This window comes from Emergencia timonensis (genome assembly GCF_900086585.1).
Lineage (GTDB): Bacteria > Bacillota > Clostridia > Peptostreptococcales > Anaerovoracaceae > Senimuribacter > Senimuribacter timonensis.
The window spans coordinates 1,695,587-1,719,164 of record NZ_FLKM01000009.1 but is presented as its reverse complement, the minus strand read 5'-3'; the positions used below and the strand labels follow the sequence as shown (position 1 = coordinate 1,719,164).

General features: G+C 43.8%; 31 protein-coding genes. 3 read left to right on the top strand and 28 right to left on the bottom strand.

The annotated features are described in order from the left end of the window. Positions 1-112: 112 nt before the first annotated feature. The 24 genes from BN6539_RS19040 to spoIIIAA all read right to left on the bottom strand — a co-directional run bounded on the left by BN6539_RS19040 (position 113) and on the right by spoIIIAA (position 17,117). Complete coding sequence (locus BN6539_RS19040; RefSeq protein ID WP_067541924.1) at positions 113-1,084, bottom strand: hypothetical protein; 972 nt, start codon at positions 1,082-1,084, stop codon at positions 113-115. A 74-nt stretch (positions 1,085-1,158) separates the two neighbouring features. Then, complete coding sequence (locus BN6539_RS19035) at positions 1,159-1,350, bottom strand: hypothetical protein (protein WP_067541922.1); 192 nt, start codon at positions 1,348-1,350, stop codon at positions 1,159-1,161. Next, positions 1,350-1,598: a DUF3990 domain-containing protein gene (locus tag BN6539_RS23525; protein WP_067541920.1), complete on the bottom strand. Its 249-nt coding sequence runs from the start codon at positions 1,596-1,598 to the stop codon at positions 1,350-1,352. Before BN6539_RS23525 ends, BN6539_RS19035 begins: the two co-directional genes overlap by 1 nt. After that, the gene (locus BN6539_RS23520; protein WP_276326631.1) at positions 1,489-1,740 is read right to left on the bottom strand and encodes a DUF3791 domain-containing protein; all 252 of its coding nucleotides are present in this window, start codon (positions 1,738-1,740) and stop codon (positions 1,489-1,491) included. The genes BN6539_RS23525 and BN6539_RS23520 overlap by 110 nt, the downstream gene beginning before the upstream one ends. Positions 1,741-1,994: 254 nt before the next feature. Beyond that, on the bottom strand, positions 1,995-2,189 hold the full coding sequence (locus BN6539_RS19025; protein ID WP_067541918.1) for a hypothetical protein: 195 nt from the start codon (positions 2,187-2,189) through the stop codon (positions 1,995-1,997). 369 nt (positions 2,190-2,558) lie between these two features. Further along, the gene (locus BN6539_RS19020) at positions 2,559-3,293 is read right to left on the bottom strand and encodes a hypothetical protein (protein WP_147363149.1); all 735 of its coding nucleotides are present in this window, start codon (positions 3,291-3,293) and stop codon (positions 2,559-2,561) included. Positions 3,294-3,309: 16 nt separating this feature from the next. After that, positions 3,310-4,488 (bottom strand): WG repeat-containing protein, encoded by a 1,179-nt coding sequence (locus BN6539_RS19015; RefSeq protein ID WP_067541914.1) that lies wholly within the window; start codon positions 4,486-4,488, stop codon positions 3,310-3,312. Between the two features lie 156 nt (positions 4,489-4,644). Next, positions 4,645-5,835: a pyridoxal phosphate-dependent aminotransferase gene (locus BN6539_RS19010; protein ID WP_067541912.1), complete on the bottom strand. Its 1,191-nt coding sequence runs from the start codon at positions 5,833-5,835 to the stop codon at positions 4,645-4,647. A 28-nt stretch (positions 5,836-5,863) separates the two neighbouring features. Beyond that, entirely contained in the window at positions 5,864-6,661 is a 798-nt protein-coding gene (locus BN6539_RS19005; RefSeq protein ID WP_082907690.1) for a TlyA family RNA methyltransferase, read from the bottom strand. Beyond that, on the bottom strand, positions 6,645-8,492 hold the full coding sequence (dxs, locus tag BN6539_RS19000; RefSeq protein WP_067541910.1) for a 1-deoxy-D-xylulose-5-phosphate synthase: 1,848 nt from the start codon (positions 8,490-8,492) through the stop codon (positions 6,645-6,647). The genes BN6539_RS19005 and dxs overlap by 17 nt, the downstream gene beginning before the upstream one ends. Further along, positions 8,492-9,391 carry a polyprenyl synthetase family protein gene (locus BN6539_RS18995; RefSeq protein ID WP_067541908.1) on the bottom strand — a complete coding sequence of 300 codons (900 nt, stop codon included), beginning with the start codon at positions 9,389-9,391 and terminating at the stop codon, positions 8,492-8,494. Before BN6539_RS18995 ends, dxs begins: the two co-directional genes overlap by 1 nt. Next, positions 9,392-9,580, bottom strand: coding sequence for an exodeoxyribonuclease VII small subunit (xseB, locus tag BN6539_RS18990; RefSeq protein WP_067541906.1), 189 nt, complete (start codon positions 9,578-9,580; stop codon positions 9,392-9,394). It abuts the gene before it with no gap. Beyond that, entirely contained in the window at positions 9,573-10,721 is a 1,149-nt protein-coding gene (gene xseA, locus BN6539_RS18985; protein WP_067541905.1) for an exodeoxyribonuclease VII large subunit, read from the bottom strand. The genes xseB and xseA overlap by 8 nt, the downstream gene beginning before the upstream one ends. Continuing rightward, positions 10,712-11,653 carry a tRNA (adenosine(37)-N6)-threonylcarbamoyltransferase complex transferase subunit TsaD gene (locus BN6539_RS18980; protein WP_187375542.1) on the bottom strand — a complete coding sequence of 314 codons (942 nt, stop codon included), beginning with the start codon at positions 11,651-11,653 and terminating at the stop codon, positions 10,712-10,714. The genes xseA and BN6539_RS18980 overlap by 10 nt, the downstream gene beginning before the upstream one ends. Further along, positions 11,646-12,056: a transcription antitermination factor NusB gene (gene nusB / locus BN6539_RS18975; RefSeq protein WP_067541901.1), complete on the bottom strand. Its 411-nt coding sequence runs from the start codon at positions 12,054-12,056 to the stop codon at positions 11,646-11,648. The genes BN6539_RS18980 and nusB overlap by 8 nt, the downstream gene beginning before the upstream one ends. After that, positions 12,057-12,428, bottom strand: coding sequence for an Asp23/Gls24 family envelope stress response protein (locus tag BN6539_RS18970; protein WP_067541899.1), 372 nt, complete (start codon positions 12,426-12,428; stop codon positions 12,057-12,059). 91 nt (positions 12,429-12,519) lie between these two features. Next, positions 12,520-13,101, bottom strand: a complete 582-nt coding sequence (locus tag BN6539_RS18965; RefSeq protein ID WP_067541897.1) for a SpoIIIAH-like family protein — start codon at positions 13,099-13,101, stop codon at positions 12,520-12,522. Beyond that, the gene (locus BN6539_RS18960) at positions 13,098-13,466 is read right to left on the bottom strand and encodes a hypothetical protein (protein ID WP_067541895.1); all 369 of its coding nucleotides are present in this window, start codon (positions 13,464-13,466) and stop codon (positions 13,098-13,100) included. The genes BN6539_RS18965 and BN6539_RS18960 overlap by 4 nt, the downstream gene beginning before the upstream one ends. Positions 13,467-13,499: 33 nt before the next feature. Further along, positions 13,500-13,670: a stage III sporulation protein AF gene (locus BN6539_RS23515; RefSeq protein ID WP_082907617.1), complete on the bottom strand. Its 171-nt coding sequence runs from the start codon at positions 13,668-13,670 to the stop codon at positions 13,500-13,502. After that, positions 13,670-14,725: a stage III sporulation protein AE gene (locus tag BN6539_RS18955; protein WP_207645114.1), complete on the bottom strand. Its 1,056-nt coding sequence runs from the start codon at positions 14,723-14,725 to the stop codon at positions 13,670-13,672. Before BN6539_RS18955 ends, BN6539_RS23515 begins: the two co-directional genes overlap by 1 nt. 37 nt (positions 14,726-14,762) lie before the next feature. Then, positions 14,763-15,146 (bottom strand): stage III sporulation protein AD, encoded by a 384-nt coding sequence (spoIIIAD, locus tag BN6539_RS18950; RefSeq protein ID WP_067541891.1) that lies wholly within the window; start codon positions 15,144-15,146, stop codon positions 14,763-14,765. 5 nt (positions 15,147-15,151) lie between these two features. Further along, complete coding sequence (spoIIIAC, locus tag BN6539_RS18945) at positions 15,152-15,346, bottom strand: stage III sporulation protein AC (protein ID WP_067541889.1); 195 nt, start codon at positions 15,344-15,346, stop codon at positions 15,152-15,154. Between the two features lie 378 nt (positions 15,347-15,724). Then, positions 15,725-16,246, bottom strand: a complete 522-nt coding sequence (locus BN6539_RS18940; protein ID WP_067541887.1) for a stage III sporulation protein AB — start codon at positions 16,244-16,246, stop codon at positions 15,725-15,727. Continuing rightward, a complete protein-coding gene (gene spoIIIAA, locus BN6539_RS18935) occupies positions 16,239-17,117 on the bottom strand; it encodes a stage III sporulation protein AA (protein ID WP_067543551.1) in 879 nt (292 codons plus the stop codon). The genes BN6539_RS18940 and spoIIIAA overlap by 8 nt, the downstream gene beginning before the upstream one ends. Before the next feature lie 158 nt (positions 17,118-17,275). Here spoIIIAA and BN6539_RS18930 point away from each other — a divergent pair, with 158 nt between their 5' ends. The 3 genes from BN6539_RS18930 (at position 17,276) to BN6539_RS18920 (ending at position 19,553) form a co-directional block, all read left to right on the top strand. Then, positions 17,276-18,019 carry a MerR family transcriptional regulator gene (locus BN6539_RS18930; RefSeq protein WP_067541885.1) on the top strand — a complete coding sequence of 248 codons (744 nt, stop codon included), beginning with the start codon at positions 17,276-17,278 and terminating at the stop codon, positions 18,017-18,019. A 69-nt stretch (positions 18,020-18,088) separates the two neighbouring features. Continuing rightward, positions 18,089-18,823 (top strand): ABC transporter ATP-binding protein, encoded by a 735-nt coding sequence (locus tag BN6539_RS18925; protein WP_067541883.1) that lies wholly within the window; start codon positions 18,089-18,091, stop codon positions 18,821-18,823. After that, positions 18,807-19,553, top strand: coding sequence for an ABC transporter permease (locus tag BN6539_RS18920; protein WP_330385108.1), 747 nt, complete (start codon positions 18,807-18,809; stop codon positions 19,551-19,553). The genes BN6539_RS18925 and BN6539_RS18920 overlap by 17 nt, the downstream gene beginning before the upstream one ends. 106 nt (positions 19,554-19,659) lie before the next feature. Here the strand turns inward: BN6539_RS18920 and BN6539_RS18915 are convergent, their stop codons facing one another. The 4 genes from BN6539_RS18915 to BN6539_RS18900 all read right to left on the bottom strand — a co-directional run bounded on the left by BN6539_RS18915 (position 19,660) and on the right by BN6539_RS18900 (position 23,546). Next, positions 19,660-21,390: a M56 family metallopeptidase gene (locus BN6539_RS18915; RefSeq protein ID WP_067541881.1), complete on the bottom strand. Its 1,731-nt coding sequence runs from the start codon at positions 21,388-21,390 to the stop codon at positions 19,660-19,662. 1 nt (position 21,391) lies between these two features. After that, positions 21,392-21,754, bottom strand: coding sequence for a BlaI/MecI/CopY family transcriptional regulator (locus BN6539_RS18910; RefSeq protein WP_067541879.1), 363 nt, complete (start codon positions 21,752-21,754; stop codon positions 21,392-21,394). 503 nt (positions 21,755-22,257) lie between these two features. Then, positions 22,258-22,926, bottom strand: a complete 669-nt coding sequence (locus tag BN6539_RS18905) for an MmcQ/YjbR family DNA-binding protein (protein WP_067541877.1) — start codon at positions 22,924-22,926, stop codon at positions 22,258-22,260. A 29-nt stretch (positions 22,927-22,955) separates the two neighbouring features. Further along, on the bottom strand, positions 22,956-23,546 hold the full coding sequence (locus tag BN6539_RS18900) for a TetR/AcrR family transcriptional regulator (protein WP_067541875.1): 591 nt from the start codon (positions 23,544-23,546) through the stop codon (positions 22,956-22,958). Positions 23,547-23,578: the final 32 nt, after the last annotated feature.

Sequence of the window (23,578 nt, the reverse complement as noted above, 5' to 3'; positions counted from 1 at the left end):
TATTTACTCCTTTTCTTGGACCTTTCGTTTGACTATACCATGTGCATTCCTTTGAATATAGAATCGAAGCACATGATTCAATAAACACTTCCTTGCGACGAAGTCGTTAGGATCATGTGTTTATTATACCAAAATCTCTGCCTGCTTGTAAAGTCAGGGTGAGATCCTCTTTGATTTTCTCATGGAAGACTATACGCCACTCGATTTCCTCTGGTGGATTGAAATAAAGGGAGGAAAACGCAGTGTGAACAGCGTCGTCCTCTTCATCACGGTCAAGTATTATGCCAACGCCGCCTATCTCGCCATATGAACAGTCTCTGACAGAAAAGATATCTTTCGACAAATCTGGTTCAAGGGTATAGGTCAGTTGCGTATTGTGCCACGGGCGATCTTCTTCATCATTATCTATGGAGGCTGGCTCGCTGGACAGGATTTTCAGCGTGTGCTGTTGGCCTGTAAGTGGTCTGATAAACTTGATTTCCGTTTCATTTTCTTTGATCGAAAAATGAGGGCCAGATATATCAACGTCTTCGGCTACCAGGGAAACTTCTATTTGACTGATGTCCTCTACGCTGGCGAAATCTTCTGGCCATTCGCCCTCCACATGGATGATGAGCCAGCCGTCAGAATCCTCCAGTGAATAATGACTTAGGATATGGGGCATGTTTTCACAAGGTTCAGGGTTATCATAACAAAGGGGAATCCAAGCATCGCTCATTGAGTGTCCGGAATCTACAGGGCTTCCATCAATTGTGATGTGAATAGACGGGGTTTCTCCATAAGGACTGTCAGAGCGCATCATTTCCCATTCTGCAAAGGAAACTTCATTGTGGCGGTCTTCCTTTGCCATCTGCATCAAATAACCCCATTTGTCATAAAATTCACGAATCGTCTCATCTTTGATTCTCTTGCAAATGTGAAAAACTGGTCCTTTGTCAAAGAGGTACATGGACAAGATCTTCCATTCCTCATCGCCCCACAGGAAATCTTTGTTGATAGAAATTTCCACACCGGATTTTTGCGTCTTCGGCTCCTGCAGGTCAGCGTAGAAAAAGCTGTCGTAGTATACATTCCATTCAGCCATGATAGTACCTCCTTGTAATTTATCTCTCGTATTTCTTTAAAATATTCATATAATAACGGATAAGCTAGAGAATGTCAGCAGTCAAGTTGCGTCTCCTTTTCTTCTATATAAAGTCCTAAGATATACAAGGGAGATTGACCATATAAACCAGTTTCGTCATCTGACAGAGACGCACCTGTCGCAGACTCATAGAAGTCTCTTAGCGCCTGTTTTTCTGTTAAGTTATATTTAGCAACAATCATTCTGATGATTGTTGCTCCTGCCATTACATTGAAGCATCATTAAATTCTAAGATGTTCAGTGAAGGATTCCGTTCCCATTCATATACAGAAACGTAAAAATCAACGTTGCGTCTTGTCTGTTTGAAATAAAGTCGAGCTTTTCTCTTCGCCCAGCGAATTGTTTTATCTCTGATATCTGTGGTATAGAAAGCAGCGCCAAAATCTCTGCCAATTTCTTTTGTTATAATCTGCGGTTGTTTCACTATAGCCGTAGAACCGTGATATAGAATCATCTATGAACTGCATCATATACTCCATGCTCATTCCATGTAAATCTTCATATTCATCTTCTAAAAGTTTAAGCACACCACCTCTTTCGAAAAGCGCATAGACTTCGTTGCTGAACATGCCGATGTGATTGCTATAGAATTCGATGCAAGCTGCAGAATCGATGCGTTCATTATACTATGTGCATTCCTCTGAAAATACAATCGCAACATATAATTCAATGATTCCTACCTTGCGATAAAATCGTAAGATTGTGGAATCATTATACCACAATTTACGCTTTTAATGAAACAAAGAAGTTGGGGTTTGTATGACAAACACAGGAAGGGTCGCTTGTATACGTCATCAATGATAACGCAAAAGCAGGAAGGTATCATACTTTCCTGCTTTCTCAGCAACTGTTATTTCATTTCTTCTTCAATAAGATAATTTGCGATTTCAAAGGCTTTTACCCTTCTCCTTGCCAATGTAATTTGAGATTTGTAACGCTCTGCGTTTTCTTTCCCTTCAAAAGTCTTTATAGTTTCTCTCAGCTTGTGCAGAGTCGAATCAATCTGTCTTTTCGCTTCAACTAAATCTTCTTTAGAATATTCCACGTTTACCTCTCATCATAGTCCGCCATAAAGGCTAATGCAGCATCTTCATCCATAGGATATTTCACTAGTAGTTTAAAACCTCATCTTTGGGCAATCCGAATTCTTTGCTTGTAACATGCTCTCTGCCTCCGGACTGTTGTGCTCCAGAAAGTCTCAGTTCTGAAACATCTCACTTCTCACTTCCGGTGTCGAAATTCTGAGACCCTTTCTTCAATAAAGCTCCATCCTAGGGATCATCGTCTTGTAAGTTCTTGCAGCGTCAGCGACTGGAAAAGTGAACAGAGTGAGCGTTGAGATTCACTTAGAAGGAGAAACTTATCATTGATAATAAAGCCGAGATAACCAGCGGTCAAACACAGGACCACCTATTCACATCGGACTATATCCCGTCTCAAAATAAGCGACACTGGCTCTGTACATCTTCCAGGCGGCGATCCCAAGCAAAATGTGAACTGCTGCCAGAATCAGGAACAACGCTACTCCCAGGTTCCATATGCCCTGAACAAAATACTCTGTGCCCAAGCGGATGATTCCCAGCACAAGACAGGCTAGAAGTACATTGAAAAACCCTTTCACCTTTTTGCTCAGCTTCGGGGTGAACTTCTTGAGTGCAAATCGGAACCAAAGCATGTATACGCCGCTAAGGAAACTGTAGAAAGCCAGCGCTACGGTAGAGACGCCGATCAGAAGCCCTATGGTGAGCGGACTGACGCCCCGGTAGACCAACTCAGTGAGCAGGGAATCGATACCCATTCTGATCAATCCCAGGTCAGAGTACAGATAGGAACCGATTATCCCAAGAAGAAAAATTGGCCAGGCTGCGGTCTCCCACAGCATCATGGCAAAAACTTTTCCAAGGACGATATCTCTTCCTGACAGCGGCAGCGCAGCATAGACGCCCGCTTCTTCACCGTAAAGACTTTTGTTGAAAAGACGGTTATAGGCAACGTAGTTGCAGATTACGGGAACCAGAAGGAGAAAAAAGGTGCCGAAAAGTCCAAGCAGCGGCATAAAAGTCCAGGAGGCTGCCAAAAGGACGAAAAATGTAAGGGACACTCCCATAGGATTTTGAATCATTCTGATATTCATTTCGATTGATTTCATCAACATCTCTCTCACCTCACTTTAGCCGTATCATTCCGCTCATCCCTTTGTACTCTACGAGAAGCTTGTCTGTGCCAGCATAAGTCATCTCGTCAAAGACGGGCTGAATCACCCAATTACCATCCTCGTCAATCAGACCGTAGAATTTTCCGTCATAGACGATGGCTTTGCCGTTTCGGAAATAACACTGGGAGTAGCGGTATTCAAAATCTTCCCCCAGTTTCTTCTCTAAAGTTTTTGCCGGCTTGAGTGAAAATAATACACTGCCGGATTGATCAATGCAGCAGATCCGCTTTCCTTCATACAACAGCGCCCTTCCCTCAGCAAATTTACAACCGAAAATAGCTGTTGCCGTTTTAATCACAATGTCTCCATCTGTATTCATGTAGCCGTTTTCTATCTGATAATCCTCGTGTTCTTCTTCCGTTGCACCTACCAGCTTCTGAACATAACACAGTCCCTGCCCAAAACTGCCGATCTGGTTATAAAGCTGGCCGCTGAACATCGGTTTGAAACTTCTGCTCAGCAAAAACATTGGCTCCACATCATCCCAGGCAAAGTCAGTTTTTGCTGCAAACATACCTTCCCCTGCATCGTGAAAACTATCATAAAAGCCCACATCTTCTGTAACCTGACCGGTTTCCACGTTTATCACTGAACGATGCTTTGCTTTATAGAATAAAAAGAACTTACCACTGATTTGTTCAAGTTCGGATGCTCTTTCTCCCGGCTCAAAGACGGTTCTGCCTTTGTCATCGATGACGAAATAATCTGTTCCATTCTTTGAAACCTTTGCATATCCGTCGTCAAAATCATAAGCTTCATCGAATTTTGCTGCAATGACAATTTTTCCGTCAGGATACTTGTAACCCCATTTATCATCTTGCGAAAATGCAATCAGGATATCGCTGTTTTCTTTGCAATCAAGTTCCCACGGAACCTTCTTGCCACGGCCATCGATGAGGTAGTTTTTGTCGTCTTTTGTGGAGACCATATACAGTTCTCGATTCGTGTCTAAGGCTTCTATACCTTCATATTGATTGAGGCGGACCGTCCAGTCCAGGTCATCGAAGTTCTGACGATCTGTAAGAATGCTGCTGCAGATGCTGTAGAAAAATATGCCTGCGAAGACTGATGTGCACACCGCCAGTGCGATGACAAAGAGAATAAAAATTTTTGTCTTACTTTTCTTCATGGCGCACCTCGCTTTCCGACACTCTGTATTATTGTATTATATATTTAATACAATAATACTTTTACAGAGATTTGTCAATAGTTTTTGGAATTTTCCCATTAAAAAATCGCCTGCATGCAGGCGATTTTAAGTGGTACATTTATGTAGTTCTTGTAATTATCTCTTGTTGTAAGCTTCGATTCCCAGTCTGATCAGCTCAACGCCTCTTCTCATGTCTTCCTGGTTGAGAACGTATGCGATACGCATTTCGTCTTTGCCAAGGCCCGGTGTAGCGTAGAATCCTTCGGCCGGTGCGAACATGACAGTTTCGCCGTTATCGTCAAATTCAGTCAGTAAGAACATCAGGAAATCCTCTATGTTGTCTACTGGAAGCTTAGCAGTTAAATAGAAAGATCCGCCAGGTTTCTGTCCTACAACGCCAGGAATCTTCATCAGTTCTTCGTAAACCACGTCTCTTCTTGCGCAGTATTCTGCCTTTACTTCTTCGTAGTATTCTTTTGGCAGTCTGAACAGTGCGGCAGCGCCTACCTGGTCAACAGTGGATACGCAGAGTCTCCCCTGGGCGATTTTCATAACGTTTGCGATGAAATCAGTGTTCTTGGAAATCAAGAATCCGATTCTTGCGCCGCAAGCGGAGAATCTCTTGGATACGGAGTCGATGATGATCACTCGGTCTTCTACTTCTGCAATCTGTCCGAAAGAAACGGCTTCTCTTCCGTCATAAGCGAATTCTCTGTAAACTTCGTCAGCGATGATCCAAAGGTCATGCTCTTTGGCGATGTCGCCGATCAGTTTCATCTCTTCTTTTGTAAGAACAGTTCCTGTCGGGTTGCCAGGGTTGATGCAGCAGATCGCCTTTGTCTTTTCTGTAATCAGCGGCTCAATCTGCTCTCTCGTCGCATAGTGATAACCTTCTTCTGCCTTTGTTGTGATAGGAACCACTTTGCCGCCAGCGGAAGTAGCAAAAGTATGATAGTTTGTGTAGAACGGTTCTGCAATCAGAACTTCGTCTCCCTCATTTAAGATGGAAAGGAAAGTCATAGTCAAGGCTTCGGAACCGCCTGTTGTTACGATCATGTTTTCTCTTCCAATGTTCATTCCATAAGTCTTGAAATAATCAGATACTGCGTCCTGCAGATCAGTGATTCCGCCGGATTCTGCGTAAGCGATTACTTTGTTTTCGTAATTTCTGATGGCATCCATGAAGCATTCTGGCGTTTCCACGTCTGGCTGTCCAATGTTCAGATGGTAAACTTTCTTACCTGCATCTTTAGCCTTCTGCGCAATCGGATTAAACTTTCTGATTGGTGAAAACTGCATAGCTTCTACTTTGTTTGATAATTTCATTTCTCTTCGGTCTCCTTTAAACATAAAATTATTCTAACTCTGCGTGAGAGTTTGCAACGATTTCCTGTATACAACATACATTATAACTCATTTTTTCCATTTTGGAAAGGGCTAAAAGGTATTCTATGTTGCCTTTTGCACCAGTAACTGGAGAAAAAGTCAGCCCCTGTGGATATAGCCCGTTTTCCCTGGCATATTCTATCACGTTTTGGATCACTTCCTCATGAACTTTGCGGTCGCGGACGATGCCCTTCTTGCCGACCTGTTCCCTGCCTGCCTCAAACTGCGGCTTTACAAGACAGACGATTTCACCATCTTCGGCCAGCACTTTTGCTGCCACGGGAAAGATCAGCTTCAATGAGATAAAAGATACGTCGATGCTGATAAAATCAATTGGTTCTGCGATAAGGTCAGTGTCCAGATATCTGACATTGCACTTTTCCATATTGACCACACGGTCATCGGTGCGAAGCTTCCAATCCAGCTGTCCATAGCCTACATCGATGGCATACACTTTGACAGCGCCGTTTTGCAGCATACAGTCGGTAAAACCGCCAGTAGAAGCGCCGATATCCATACAGACTTTGTCCTGCATATTTAAGTCAAATTCTCTGATGGATTTTTCCAGCTTTAAACCACCGCGGCTCACATAAAGACAGATGTTTTCTTTCACAAAGATTTCTGCCTCTGTATCGACCATGTTCCCCGCTTTATCGCTCTTCTGGCCGTCCACAAAGACGATGCCTGCCATAATTGAGGCTTTTGCTCTTTCCCGGGACTGATAAATTCCCCTTTTTACTAATAAAACGTCAAGCCTTTCTTTCAATATGTTCACAAATCCTTTCTGTAATGGAGTCTGCATCGAGGCCGTATTTTTTGTATAGACCGTCACAGTCGCCGTGTTCTACAAATTGATCTGGCCAACCAAAAGTGAGAACTTCCTGAACTTTCGATTCAGCGATGAACTTGTCGCCAAATCCTCCAGCCAGCAAGCCGTCCTCTATGGTGACAACCAGTTTTGACTTTTCTTTCAGGCAGGACAAATCCAGCGGTTTGATGGCTGCTACATCTACGATGCCTGCATCAATACCCTGCACCTTTAACTGTTCTCTCGTTTCCAGGGCAGTCTGCAGCATTTTGCCTACCGCCCAGATGTCCAGGTCCTTTCCTTCGAATATGCGTTGATTTTTGCCATCAAAAGTAATTTGCTCTTCTGGATCATAGAAACAGTCGCCTCTTGGATATCTGATTGCTACAGGACCGTCTAAAGAAAAGGCGTATCGTACCATTGCTGCCAGTTGATTTCCGTCAGAAGGAGCGAGAACTGTCATATTGGGCATAGACGTCAGATAGGTGATGTCAAACAGTCCGTGGTGCGTTTCGCCGTCAGCGCCGACGATGCCAGCTCTGTCGATTGCAAAGACCACGGGAAGATTCTGGATGCATACGTCTTCAATAATCTGATCATAGGCTCGTTGTAAAAACGAAGAGTAGATGGCTACCAGCGGTCTCATACCCGATTTTGCCAAGCCTGCGGCAAAAGTGACGCCGTGGGCTTCTGCAATTCCCACATCAAAAAACTGCCGCGGATATTTTTTTGCAAAGCCGCCCAAGCCTGTAGCATCACACATAGCAGCAGAAACAGCCGTGATTTTCTTATTCTCAGCCGCTAAATTTTCTATTGTCATGCCTAAAACTTTAGAATATGTCATGCCGGAAGGCTTCAAAACTTTGCCCGTTTCCGGATTAAACGGACTGATACCGTGAAATTTGTTGGGGTCGATTTCTGCCGTCCGATACCCCCGCCCTTTTCTCGTCATAACATGAATAAATACCGGCCCGTTTACATGCTTTGCCAGTTCCAGAACTTCGATGGTTTCGCGAATATTGTGACCGTTGATGGGTCCGAGATAGGTGAAGCCCAGTTCTTCGAAGATAACACCGCCTGACAGCAGTGCATACTTGATTCTGTCTTTTGCATGGCCGATATTTGTAGAAAGGTCGTCTCCTATTACAGGGATTCGGTTTAAGGCACGTTTGATGGTTTTCTTTACACGAAGATAGCCGTTTGACGTGCGCAGCTTGGAAAGATGCTGAGATACGCCGCCGATATTTCTCGATATCGACATGCCGTTGTCATTTAGAATGACAATCATCTTTGATTTTGAAGCGCCCACATTGTTGAGCCCTTCGTAGGCCATGCCTCCCGTCAGAGATCCGTCACCGATGATTGCGATGACTTCGTTCCTCTCACCTTTCAGATCTCTCGCGGCAGCCATTCCTGCTGCCGCTGAAATAGAATTACTGGAGTGGCCGGTATCAAAAGCGTCGTGAGGGCTTTCTTTCCCCTTTGGGAAACCGCTGATTCCGTTCATCTGCCTCAGTCCGTCGAACTCGCCAGCGCGTCCTGTCAATATCTTGTGGACGTAGGACTGATGTCCCACGTCCCATATCATCTTGTCATCGGGGCTGTTAAACACCTTGTGCAGTGCGATGGTCAGTTCCACGACACCTAAGTTGGATGCCAGGTGTCCTCCCGTTTTCGATACTTTTTCTATTAAAAAATCCCTAATTGCATATGACAACAATTCCATCTCTTTCAAGTCCATCTTTTTTAGGTCGTCTGGAAAGTCATATTGCGTCAGTTCTTTACTCATTACTTTGTCCTCTTAGCAAGTTTCAGGACCAGTTCCCTGAAAAACTCTGCGTTGTCGTAATATTTTTCAATCGCCTCTACAGCGTTCATCGTCAGCTCTTTCAATTTTCTTTCTGACGCCTCCATGCCGTTGAGGGATACATAGGTCACTTTTTCATGCTGTGCATCAGCGCCCGTCTTTTTACCCAGTTCTGCTTCATTCCCCTTGACGTCCAGAATATCGTCGGCGATCTGATAAGACAATCCCAGGTTTTCTGCATAGACAGTCAGGTCTTTCATCATGTCTTCGTTGGCGCCGCCCAGATAGAGTCCGGCGCGAACGGCTGCAACGATGAGGGCCCCCGTCTTGTTTAAGTGGATGTATTCTAACATCTCGTTGGAACACTGGGTGTGCTCTGATTCAATATCTGATACCTGTCCTGCGACCATGCCTCGTACGCCGGCACCAGTAGCAATGGTATAGATGGCGTTAATCCTCTTTTTTAATTCCTTAAGGCAGTCAAAATAGAGGAACATATCTTTGTTCATCAATTCAAAGGCAGTGGTGAGCAGTCCGTCCCCTGCCAGTGTAGCGATACCGTCCCCAAAGACCTTGTGATTCGTGGGCATGCCTCTTCTCAAGTCGTCGTTATCCATTGACGGCAGGTCGTCATGAATCAAGGAGTAAGTATGGATGTATTCCATCGCGCAGGCATAGGCAAGCGCATCCTTTGCATCGCCGCCTGCAAATTCACATGACGCCAGCAGCAGCACGGAACGAAGTCGTTTGCCGCCAGCCGTCAGTGAATATTTCATTGATTCGTAAAGTGAACTGCTCTTGGTGTCGATACTAGGCATGTAATCCAAAAGATGTTCGTTAATCATATCTTTGTATTCATCATAATTTTCTTTCATCATCATTTATACCTCGCCTTCAAATGTTTCAACTTTCTGTTTCGCAGTTTCCAGTATTTCATTACAAATCTCGTAATACTTCATGCCTTCTTCGTAGCACTTAATCGCTCCTTCCAGATCTGTGTCCTGCGATTTAATGGATTCTGACATTTTCTGCAGCTCGCTTAGTGCCTTTTCAAATTTTCCTTTACTCATGACGTTCACTTCCTATCTCTGTAACTAAACATTTTGCATCGCCGTCTTTCAGGCTCACTCTCAGGGTCTGTCCGCAGGCCAGATCCCCGATGCTTGATACGACATGTCCGTTTTCTGCTGTGATGACGGAATAGCCGTTTTCCAGTATTTTTTTTGGATTATTCTCTTCCAATACCAATCGATATCTTTCCAGTTCATTTTGACGCTGGACAATCAGACTGTGGAGATGGCTGCGCATTTCTGCGGCCAAATTGTCAATTCTGAGTCTATTATACATCAGCTTGTTGGAGAGCTGTACATAAAGATGCTCTTTTAAGTCCAGCAGCCTTTCTTTCAGCTGCATCGTATCGGGAACTGCCAGCTGTGCTGCTGCTGTAGGTGTTTCTGCCCTCAGGTCGGCAACTAGATCCGATATAGTAAAATCAATTTCGTGTCCTACAGCGGAGATGATGGGAATTTGTGAAGCGTAGATGCTTCGCGCAACGATCTCTTCGTTAAAAGCCCATAAATCGTCGGCGGACCCACCGCCTCTTCCGACAATTAGGGTATCAATATCGCCAAAATGTTCGTTGACATAATCAATCATCCCTGCAATGTCTGCCGCAGCGGCTTCCCCCTGTACTAGGACAGGAAACACTACGATGTCCACAAGATTATTTCTCGATTTTAGAATTTTAAGGATATCTCGAACGGCAGCACCTGTATTTGAGGTGATAACGCCGATCTTATCCGGGAATTTTGGAATAGGCTTTTTGTGAGCCTGGTCAAAAAGACCTTCTTTGCTTAGCTTTTCTTTCATTTTTTCGAAGGCTATTGCAAGATTCCCGGCGCCGGATACTTCTACATTTTTTACGTAAATAGAGTAGGTACCGTTTTTTTTAAATACGTTGACAGAGCCTGTAAGGGTGACTTCCATCCCGTCGTCCAGCTGATAGTGCAGCTGCATGGCATATTCTCTGGGCAGAAAGCAATTTATTTTACTGGCTGCATCGATAATGGAGAAGTAGACGTGTCCACTGGAGTGATATTTCAAATTGGAAATTTCACCCTTGACGACCACTGCACCCAATAAAGGATCCGTACCGATGACCCTGCCGATATAATCATTTAGTTGTGAAACAGAAATGGGTTTTAAAGCCATATCTTTTTACCTCCAAGTCGTGCGATTCCCACCGCATTGTCTGTGCTCAATGCCGGCTCCCCGAAACAGATATTGAGCTGTGATAAGTCTGTATGCAGCATATTTTTGATGTAACTGCTGGACGATACGCCGCCGGCAAACAGAAAATCTCTGATATCATATTTGTCCCGGAGTTGCTTGGTCATATCCTCGATGGACTGCCCCAGACGCTGAAAGAGCATGGGAACTAGAGCAATATCCTTCCCCTCGTCTATCATTCTCTGACATTTGGTTTCAATACCAGATAGATTGATATATCCGTCCTGACATTTGATCTTTGGCAAAAGATTTTGCTGGGGCGCAGGATGACCTATTGCCAGTTCATCCAGTTCTTGTCCGCAAGGAAAGTCCATGCCTAAGGCCACACCTACTCTGTCTAGGACCTGTCCAAAGGCCAAATCTTTTGAGCCGCCGACGATTTCAATGCTCTCTCCATCGACGAGAAGCGCTTCGCTGGTGCCGCCGGAAAAGTGAAAAGAAATCATCCGTTCTGTGTCTTTAAGCGGTGAATCGTGCTTTACCGCCTCAATGTGTCCCTCTTGATGAGAAAATGCAAGATAGGCAGCATCAAGCGCTGCTGCCAACATCTTTCCGGCAGAGACGCCTGCATTAAAAACCGGCATATAGGAACCAGCTTGCGGTCTAGGCCGTTCAGAAACGCAGACGCAGTCAATCTTGCCGTGCTCTTTGACCATGTCAAACGCTTCTTGCACCAGCGCTGGAAGATTATTTACATGCTGAAAAAGAGCGGCAGACTGTCTAAGCCCTCTCTCGCCCTTTTTTACATCCAGATATTTTTGGAAATTGCATATGATATTCCCTTCTGTGTCGACAATCGCTACAGAAGTTTTGTAATTGCTGGTATCGATGCCAAAGGAATAGTGACTATTCATCCGCATCACTGCTTTTTGCTGCGATTTTACCTAAAATAGCATTTACATATTTTGCGGAATCTTCTGTTCCGTAAGTTTTTGCCAGGTCTACTGCTTCGTTGATAGAGACGGCATCTGGTATGTTCTCCAAATACAGAATTTCACATGCGGCCAATCTGATGATGGCAAGGTCTGTCTTTGGCATTCTGGAGGCTTTCCAGTTCTTGCTGTATTTGTCAATTTCTTGATCTATTTCTTCTTTCTTGTTGCAGACCAGAGAGTAAAGCTCATGGCAGTATTCTTTCTGTGCTTTGAAGTTGTTGTCTTTAAAATATGTTGCTCTGTTATTTACATCAAAGTCGCCGCAGGCTTCCATCTGGAAAAAAACCTGCATCATAAATTCTCTTGCATCCGTTCTTGTCATTTATCTTTTGTCTTCCTCTCCAGGCAGGTTTACACCCTGCACGTGTATATTTACTTCTAGTACGTTTAAATCTGTAATGGATTCAATTTCTTTCTTTACGTTGCTCTGTATCTCCCAGGCAAGTTGAGGAATTTTTACTTTGTATTCTACGATGATGTAGATATCAAGAATGATGCCGGCATCATTTCTCGATAGTTTGACACCCTTGCTGGAAGAGTCGATTCCTAAGATATTCTTAGAGATACTCTCTGTAAGCCCGCCTGCCAATTCACTGACTCCCGGAATCTTTGACACTGCATTGGCAGTGCATACCATGATTACATCGTCTGAAATTTTGATCGTTCCAAGCTCTTCACCCTGTAAATTGGCCATAACCTACCTCGTCTATCTAATTCTAACCTTGCGGCAACGCCGTTAGATTACTGGAATCATTATACCATTGTTATTGCCAATTATCAACGTTTTAATAACTGCTCTGGATGACGATTTTGTCTGCCGTGCGCTGTGTCTCTTCCATGACGATGTTGCAGATCTTAGCTACCATGTTCTGTTTCAGATTCTGTTCGTCGACGGTAACGGTAACCGTGCTGTCAGATATGATGACAAGACAATCAGGCAGATTTTTTGCTTTGATTTTGTTTTCGGCAGCGACCTCCTGCTCCATGTATTCGGTCAGTTTCTCCTTTTTCTGTACGGCGTTCTTCTTTTCTGCGTCGTTGGTGGAATTTTTGATGGTATCGTCGTATTTAGCAATTAAATCATTTCTTTGCAGCTCTAAATTGGCTCTCTTCTCGCTGAAAGAACTACCGTCAGAAGCTGGCTGATCAGCATCGTCCCCAGCAGCATTATTATCTTTATCTGATGGATCTTCCTGGGTTACATTTTTGCTGTCTACTAAAACATCTCCGTCGTGCAGAGGTATGTTGTTTGCTTTGACGTTAGTAATAACCAGACCTGCGCAGAATACTACTGCAACTGCCATGATGGCGATATTTTCTTTTTTATTGAAAAAACCTTTTATATCAAATTTGACTTTCTTTTTCATTTTGACTTTTCCTCCTGATTCTTCTCAAATACCATTACGCTGGAAACCGGAATATCGTAAAGCGTGGCAACGCCTTTGACGATATTTGTCTTTACTACAGGGTCATCTGCGCCCTGTGCGGTGACAATTACACCTGTAACATTGTTCTTGTCATTATATTGAAGCATTACATTGACATCACCTACACCTTTGATTTCCGACAGAATGCTGCACAGCTCAGTAGCTCCGTCATCATCTGAAATCTGTTTTCTGCTGTCGTTGTCATCAGTTAAAATGCTCAGTGACAACAAGACGATTGACGCTATGATTAAAGCGACAACAATTTTCATTACGCCCTCTTTTGTAATTTCAGGTTTCTCAAACATAATATCCTCACTAAAAAAATATTTAAAATAATTTTATTTATTACAGAAATAACTGATTGGAGACAAAATTGTTGCTAAAATGATGATAGAAAAGATAAATTTTACATATTTTGCCATAGCTGATTCTGGAATCAGTATTTCCATAAACGTTATTGACAATATGATGATAAATATATCCTTGACCCACGCGGTAACAATTGCCATTAGCTTACCCCCAAGTTTATAATCGACGTGATAAAGATGATGAAGAGCAGCGATGCAAAGAACAAAATTGCGCCCATTGTTACAAGAGAAGTTCCGATATCTCCTATGCCATTTGATAGTTTCTTCGATGCAATCGGCTCGATTAACAGAGCGGTCACCTTATAGATTACAGAAATGGCTAAGATTTTGATGATCGGTGTCAAGATCAATATCACAATCAGTATGATGCCAAAGAGTCCGACGACGTTTTTGATGGAGCCCATACACTTGATGAACAGTTCGATGGTGTCAGCTGTGAATCCGCCGACGATTGGGATAAACTCGTCGATAGAGTACTTCGCCGTACCGATCAAAAGACTGTCCGACGTCTTGGCGATAAGCCCTTGAATCGCAATAATTCCAGACATGAGGGTCATGATGATGCCTGTGACGAACAACGCCAGCTGTCTTATAAATTTGGATAGTTGGTTTACGTAATCTTTTTCTGTTAAACAATTGATCAGCGACAACACTGTTGAGATGAAGACTGCGGGTAAAACGATATTCTTGATGATGGTCTGAAAAATTGTTACAGCTGTCAGCAGCAGCGGGCTCATAATTGTGCCTGAGGCCACTTGACCCATGGAAATCAGAATTGCGATTAAGATGGGCAGCAGAATATCCATCGTATACGCGATTGTTTTCATAGAGTCGATCGTAAGTTGGTATATGGTGTTGAAGTTGGCCATGGCAAGTCCGATGATGACGATGCTGCAAGTCAAGCTGGCGATGTCGCTGACACCTTTTTTGCTGAAGGAACCAGACAGGTTTTTTAAAAGCCCGATGACGATGCAGATGGTCAATATTTCAACGCCCACGATTAAGGCGCTTTTCATCTCGTATAAGAAAAGCTCTTTGAGACTGGTGATAATCTCCTGGGAATCAAATATGCTTTTCCCGTTTAAAGTGGCTTCCAAGATTTTGTCTATGGTAAAGTGTTCAGATATACCGCCTGACAAATTGCTGGCGTAATCAGATAACGAGTCGAGGTTATCTTGGTCCACTACGTTTTTCATTTGGTCTTTTATTATTTCATCAAAATCCATTGTTCACCTATAAAAGCTGCTCTACTAAATTCAGAATTGATATGAATACTGGTATTGCGACGCAGAATATGATGATCTTCCCTGCCAGCTCCACCTTTGATGCGATGGAACTTTCTCCTGCATCTTTACAGAGCTGGGAAGTGAATTCTGTTATGTACGCGATGGCCAGAACTTTGATGATGATTGGGAAATAGGTTTTTCCGTAGTCCAACTTGTCGTAGAGCTGCGACATATACGAAAACGCATATTTCAGACTGTCTACGAGAAAGTACAGGATTAGTACAGAACAACCGATTGCGACGAAAATTCCGAATTCCGGCTTATAATTTTTTACCAGTACGATAATCATGACGGCACATAGGGCAAGCGCTGCTATCTTTAGTATTTCCATAAGTCTTAAAACTGCATGAAGACTTTGATCGTGTCAAAGAATTCTGCCAGCATTTTTACTATGATGACTAAAACGATGATAACGCCTGCCAGAGTGGTCATCATGGCCATTTCCTCCTTGCCTGATTTGATCAAAATTTGATTTAGCAGAGCGATACATATGCCGATTCCGGCTATCTTAAAAATTACACTAACATTCACTTTTTTTCCTCCTAATGGTCCTGGTCCCGATTTCTGTGCCGTAGATTGCCACGTGCTAAAGCACTGCAATCTTGACAGGGGACCTGCCTGACATTTGCTGTGGCAAATGTGGCTAGGTCTCCCAGAAATCGATGGACAGACCTTATGCTTTGGGAGACCTAACCCGATTCAGTGAAGCGGAATCGTTGGTAGGTCCCCGGTCAAAAGTGCAGGAGCTCTGCTCCGTGGCACTTGACGGCCAATCCCCAAGAGAGCAAGCAGAAAATGCGCAGCTCGATTGGTTGGATTAAGTCGTATAATGGTCCTGGTCCCAAATCTCTGATTTGGTTAGGCAGACCTTGTAATTTAATGCGGGTGTCTTACAGCTAGTCCCCAGTCTCATATAAACACAATTGCTACGACTAACCCGACAGAAATTCCCATTTTTCCATACATTCTGCCTTTCGTTTTGATGGACTCTTCTGCCTCCTCAACCTGTCTGTCCAGCTGCATGTTCAGTAAGCTGAAATGCTCCTGCTGCCTGCTGAAATCGCTTTGCCCAAGAAAATCCCCGCACTTTTTCATGATGGAGATATCTTCTCTGGTTAAAGATGAATCGTTGTATATATGCTCCACAGCCGTTTTCCATATTTCAGCTATATTCATATTTTCGAGGCTGTAAGTCGAAAGGCATTCTCTGAGCAAAATGGTACGCTCTTTATTATCGGATGCTTCACCAGCCAGTCTTTCAAAGATCTGCGGAAGCGGCTCCTTAAAATAGCTCATTTCCGTTGAAATATGTATGAGAAGCTCTTTGAAATCGACAAGCAGGATGCGTCTCCTCTTTATTTCTGAAGCCTTATAAAAACCTATGGTCGTACATGCGGCAAAGGCCATAAGCAGTCCTAAAAGTTTAACCACGCAGCACCTCCCTGACTGTTCCAACGGTCGGATCATCGGTGAGAAATATGATTACGTCAAAGGTTTTATTATCTATGATTTCTATGATCTCCGAATTTTCAAGATCCCCAGCATCGTTACCGTGAATTGTCGTAATCACCTTGACCCCGCAGTTTACACAAGTTTTAATTGCAGCTACATCCTCCTTCTTTCCAATTTCATCAGTGATGATGACCTGGGGAGACATGGAACGAATCATCATGATCATGCCTTCCGCTTTGGGACATCCGTCCAGTACGTCCACCATCATGCCAAAGTGATAGGAACTGACTCCGTTATACATGCCGGCTATTTCTGACCGTTCATCACAGATGCCGACCTTGTACCCTTTGGTGCTGATGTTTCTCGCGATATCACGGATCAAAGTGGTCTTTCCACAATTAGGCGGTGAAACGATGAGGACATTATTGAGGCTTTTATCGTCGTTGATAATCAAATGCATCAAAGTATCCGAACATCCGACAATTTCTTTTGAATATCTGATATTAAGAGAACTGATATCGCGAATTAATGTCACCTTCCCTTTGTCTATTACAGCTTTTCCGCAGATGCCGACCCGATGGCCCCCGTCGATGGTGATGAACCCTTTTGCCAGATCTTCTTCATAGGCGTAATAAGAAAATTTCATCAAATTATTTAACAGATTATTAATATCGCTGCCTTCCATTCTGCCTGACAAAGATATTCTTTTCCCGCCAGAAAATACTTGAATTTCCCGGCCCTTGTACACCCGTACTTCTTCAATGGCTTCCTTTGTCCATTGATCCAAATTGTTGATCTGATGCTGAATCTTTGGTGGGAAGCATTGGAATACTTTTTCAAAATGATTCATAAAGCTTACCTTGTCCTTTCCATATATCATATTCTGCGGACAGGCAAATATGATTAGGTTTTTAAAATATTTTTCTCTGGTTAAAATAGAACCATCCACTATAACACCAGACTTTCCATCTGTGTTAAACTGTTCTAAGAAGCACGGAGGTAAAAGAATTGAACACATATAGAACATCAGAAGTGGCGGAGAGGATTGGCATACACCCCAATACGGTCCGCTTATACGAAGAATTAGGGCTGATACCCAAAGCCAGGCGTCAACACAATGGGTATCGCGTCTTTACCGACTTTCATATCGAGCAGTTGAGACTGGCACGCACTGCCTTTCAAATCGAGGTTCTGCAGAACGGTCTGCGTAAAAAAGTCGTTCAGATCGTCAAAGTTTCCGCAGCTGGAGATTTTGACGAAGCCCTGAGATTAACGGAAGCATATTTGAAACAGCTTCGGCGGGAAAGACTGCAGGCAGAGGCGGCTATCAAGATCACTGAGCGGATTCTGGCCGGAGATGCGACAGAACACGTCCACTTTATGAAAAGAAAAGAAGTATCGGCCTATTTGGGAATTTCCATGGATACTCTGCGCAACTGGGAGATGAATGGCCTGCTCACCGTAAAACGCAAAGAAAATGGTTATCGGGTCTATACTGACGAGGATATTCAGCGACTAAAGATTATCCGTACCCTGCGTGTTGCAAACTATTCTTTAGAATCGATTTTACGCATGCTTTCGCAGCTATCGCGAGATCCAGAGGCAGATATCAGAGAGCTGCTCAATACACCTGATGAAGAGGCAAATATTATTACAGCCTGTGATAAACTAATCGAATCCTTGAAGGACGCAGTAAAAAATGCACAGTCGATGATCGAAATGCTGAAGGATATGAAAGATAAATTTAATTAACCCTCCACTTTACCACCAATGTTTTCATCGGTGGTATTCTCTTTCTTGTCAAAGAATGGAGGTTAAAATATGAAAGACATGATTAAAGTTGAAAAACTGACCAAAAAATACGGTTCGCACACCGCTGTGGATGAAATCAATTTGTCCGTAAAACGCGGCACAGTGTTTGGACTGCTGGGCGCCAATGGCGCAGGGAAAACCACGACCATCGAGTGCATTCTGGGCACCAAAAAGGCTGATCACGGAACGGTCTCGATTATGGGAATGGATCCGCATAAACAGAGAAAGAAAATATTTCAAAAAGTGGGTGTACAGTTTCAGGAGGCAGCGTATCAAGATAAGATTACTGTGAGCGAGCTTTGTGAATTTACGGCATCACTTTATAAGAGTACGACTGATTTCATGGAACTCTTATCAGAGTTCGGCATTTCTGATAAGCTGAAAAGCCCGGTCAAAGAGCTGTCAGGCGGACAGCGGCAGCGATTGTTCATCGTTCTGGCTTTAATTCCAAAGCCAGAAGTAGTATTTCTTGATGAACTGACTACAGGCCTTGACGCCAGATCCCGCAGAGACGTCTGGAAAATCCTCGCAGATTTAAAAGAAATGGGATTGACGATTTTTCTCACTTCACATTTTATGGACGAAGTGGAGGTTCTGTGCGATCAGATCTGTATTTTAAAGCGGGGAAAAATCGTCTTCTATGGTACTGTGGCTGAAGCAATCAGACAAAGTCCATATGAGAAATTCGAAGATGTTTATTTATGGTTTACCGATGAGGAGGGACAAAATGATGAAAACCTTTAAAACGATGATGAAGATAGAGCTAAAACTTTCGCTGCGTGGTATGGATATGCTGCTATTTGCAATCTGCATGCCTGTGGTTGTGCTGGTGATTTTGGGCATGCTTTACGGGGACAAGCCGGCCTTTGCAGGCGCAGATTATACTTTTCTGGAACAGTCGTTCGGCGCACTGGCTACGATTTCTATCTGCGCCGGCGGCGTCATGGGACTTCCCTTGGTGGTATCCGATTATCGCGACAAGAGGATTTTGAAGCGTTTTCAGGTGACGCCGGTCAGCCCCCTGCTGATTCTGTCGATACAAGTGGCAATCTACACCTTGTATGCCCTTGTCTCCCTGCTGCTGATCTATTTGTGTGCAGTAATCTTTTTTGACTGCCATTTTCAGGGATCACTGCCGAAATTTCTGGCTTACTATCTGTTGGTCACCTTGTCCATGTTCAGCATTGGCATCATGGTCGGCGGTATCGCTCCCAATACGAAGACTGCCGGTGTCTGGGCCAGTGTGCTCTATTTCCCTATGCTGGTTTTCTCCGGCGCTACGCTGCCTTACGAAATCATGCCGACAGCCTTGCAAAAAGCAGCCAGCCTGATGCCGCTGACCCAGGGCATCAAACTGCTCAAAAACGCCTCTTTAGACTTGCCTGCGGAAAATGTCTTGATCCCCTTCCTCTGCATGTCTGTCGTAGCGCTGGTCTGCATCGCTGTTTCACTGAAATTTTTCAAGTGGGAATAAAATAGAAGCAACCATCTGATTGATTACCATCAACGGCGTAAAGCATTGAAAAAATTATGCTTTACGCCGTTTGTTAGTTGATGGGACATCCGCTTCTCTTTTTGATTCATTGTCTCTGATAAACGTAGTCATCTTTTAAGGCAATCTCGTAGTGCTCGCTGTCTCTTGCGCCTTCCTGCAGGCAATCGATATATGCCTTCTTCCCCTTAGTAAAAATCGTTACAATGCTTTTTTCGAGGGTTTTGTTACTGTCCTTTAGATAATGATGGTAGGTGATGGTACGCTTGCCATCAGTGGACACTTGATAAACGTGGCGCACTCCGTCGATCAGCCGTTCACCAGAACCCAGCCAGGTGTCGTAATCACTGTATTTCTCCCATAATAATTCTAATGCCTGTATTGGAAAGTCAGAAAAAACAAGATTGTTGGATCTATTATAATCGTCGAATTTACCAACTTCAGCTTTGCTGCCAATCTTGTCCAAGTATGCTTTGACGTACGCTTTCCGTTGCACATCCAACTGCTGAGAATAATCTTCACTGTTCAATGCTTTTTCATAGAGATTCTCAGGGAACATCTCTTTCAAAGCCCTTTCATAAGCAGTACCACCATTGGGGTACACGATTTTTTGAAAGTGGTATTTTCCATTGTCTTTCGTCAGGTGAATCACCGCCGGTGTCTCTGTTGAATCCCCTCTTTCTAAAAACTTGTCATCAAAAAACCCATACTTCGCAGTAGAAACGATGGCATACACTTTTGTCACAGCGTCTTTTTCTTCTGTTCCTAATACAACATGTCCTTCTACACTGCATTCGATGGGTCCGTCTCCATCATATTTTTCTGACAGCAGACCATCGACGACAGCCTGTTCCATATTCTCGTCTAACTTGATACCAGAGGTTGCCAGGCTGGAAGGATTGGTCATAAAGCAGATGACAATTACAGCAGTAATGGCTGCAGTGACAGCTAAGATTGCCTTTGTCGGCTTATTAAAGTGTAGCACCTTTGAAATGCGACTCCTGACGCCAATTTCCCCAAAGGTCAGCGGACAGATGGACAGCACTGACTGCTTAACGGAACAATTCAGCAAGGCGCTTGCATATTCTTTTCTTTCCTCAACAGACATTTCCCTGACTACCCTTTCGTCACAGGCTAGTTCTACGTCGCGGCAGTACATGATAAATCCAATCCACACCAGCGGGTTGAACCAGTGGAGCATTAAGATCAGATAAGCCAGGGGTTTTGTCACATGGTCAAAACGTCTGATATGCACCTCTTCGTGGGCGACGACGTAATCAAATTCCTCATCAATGGAGCTGGGCAGGTATATCTTGGGTTTAAAAATGCCCAGAACAAAAGGCGTTGTAATCTCATCACATCGGTAAATCCTTCCCTGCTGCGGCTTGGCGTTCACCAATCTGTAGTCCAATCTGACATAAGAAATCACACAGAGGAGCAGCATGACTGCAATTCCTGCAACCCAGATAATTGAAAGAATACCCATGTAGATTTGCATGGGATTTGCACTGGCTGCTGTCGCCGCGCCTGCATTGGTCATGGCAGCATTTACGCGGCTGTCTATAGTGGCAATACCGCTGTCAATCTGTGGCACATAGTCAGTCATAATCTCTTTGGTAACGGTGCGCCCGCTGGGAATCAGGCTGACTGTGCTTTCCAGTTCAAACGGAACAACTAGTCTGATGGCTGCCAAAACCCAGAGGAGACAGATATACTTTTGGGGAATCCTTTTGGCAAGGATTCTGAGCAGCAGAACAGCTAAGATCAAATAGCTGGCTGTGATACTCATGTTCAGAATCTTGACAAACAGTTCTGTCATATCACTCCTCCCGGTATGAATCAATCATATCCCTGATTTCTGCAATTTCCTCCTTCGAAAGAGATTGCTTTCTGGTGAAAGCTGCGATAAATTTCGGCAGAGAACCGTCAAAGGTTTTCTCGACGACTTCATGGCTTTCGGCGCACTGCACTTGTTCTTTGGTGACAAGTGACGTGACCACTGCATTTTCCGTTTTCACGACACCGCGTTCTGTCAGCCGCTTGATTACTGTATAGGTCGTTGATTTTTTCCACTGCAGCTGATCTGCACAGAGCTTGGCTAGTTCGCTGCTCTTTATCGGCTCGTGTGCCCAGAGAATTTGACAGAACCGGTATTCGCTGTCAAATATTTTTGGTATATCCATAAACAAAACCTCCCTTTTGATCCGCTTTAAGAAACAGGTCTAATGCATTAGAACCATCTTATACAGATGGTCTAACTCATTAGACCTGTTGTGTCAAGGCGTTATCTGAAAGAAAATATCTTCAAGATGATATCTGATTACAATAGCCTTACGCTTTTTGGGTGTAATGGAGCAGTCTCGCGTAACAGGATTGTCCTTATGATGCTTTAACAGGGGGTATCATCCGATTTTGGTTACTTTTTGTATAGATTTTTCCACTTCATAGATCGACAGCAGCCCATAGAGTAACCGAAAGCATTGTATTTACGGTTTCGGTACTGCAGTTAAGCTTATTTCCCGAAGGTATGGTGTCTCACACTGCCACGATATTACGCGAAACCTCCAGAAAAGCATCAAAAAACCTAACTTTATTGTATAGAATGCTCATCTCATACCCCCCTGCCGTATATGTCTGACCCTTGCGCTGCTTGCTGACAGAGAATTTACTTTATAAGGGTGGACGCTTATTTTCCCGCCAAATCAAAACTTGTGTCGATGCGCCTATATATCTCATCAATATCCACCGTGCCGTCCAGACAGATGGTGACCCAGTGTTTCTTATTCATATGCCAGCCAGGAAAATAGCAGACCTTGTCGATGATATCGGCAAGCTCTGCTGGATCCATACGCAAATCAAGAATTTCTACTCTATCCGTCCCTGCAAGACCCAGCTTTTCTTTCTGAACTGTCAGCAATACGGCATACCACTTCTTGTTGTCCGGCCGCCGGAATATGGCGTTATCTGGCAACTTAGGCCACAAAAACTCTAATTCGTCTCGATATTCTCTGCGGACATATTGAATGACCTGTTTAGCCTGGGGACTTCGGAACACGTCTATCTCAAAGCACGTGCTTACTTTTTCCAGCACTGCTTCAAATTCCTCTCTCAATCTTCCGACAAAAGCGCCCTGGGCACTTGCTACCTCATGTAACACGTAGAGTTCCCCCGAATCGTTATCTACAAGCCTTGTCGTGAACTGTCCATTTTGCTCTACGATAACAGTTAGTGTAAACTGATCCTCAAGAAGACGGGTTGTGTAAAGATATTTTCCGTTTTCTAGTCTAAAACCAAAGGCGAGAAGCGATAAAATTTTGGGTTTTTGATTCTGCAGTTTTGTCAAGAAATCTGACATGTTCTCCTCCTTTATTTAGATAGCAGTGGTCACGCCATATAATCTCTCAAAATGATTTCTATGGTTTTGCCTGCTTCTTCGACTAGAGAGTAGCTGCCCTCACAGATGCACCAGTCAAAGGTGATGCCCCTGACCAGTTTCATCAGAAACTCTGCGGCCTGCGCAGGTTTTATGTCTTTGTGGAATTCTCCGGATGAGATTCCCTCTTCTAGGCTCTGCTCAATAAATCGATACGGAAATCGTTTTGTGCTGAGGGTGTATTTGTTGCCTGTAGAAAGGGTATATTTGTATACGTCACCGATAAACTTCCATCCCAACTCCTCCATGAAAAAATTAGCCTCCTTGAAGAGCGTAAGAATCTTTTCCTGACAATCAGCGAACGTGCGATTTTTCATGTTTTCTTCGATATAGGCGTCAATACTCTGATACCCTCTTTCGATAATGCTTTCTTTTGAGGGAAAGTGGTGATAGAAAGCGCCGACAGATACGCCGGCAGCTTGACAGATATCTGTTATTTTCACCGCATTCATTCCTTTTTCTTTAAAGAGATCCAGGGCGATTTCGAGAATCTTGATTCTAGTTTCCATTGCCTGCTGTTTTCTGCTTGTAGTCTCTTTCATACTTATCTCCTATCATTCTTCTCCCTCACATT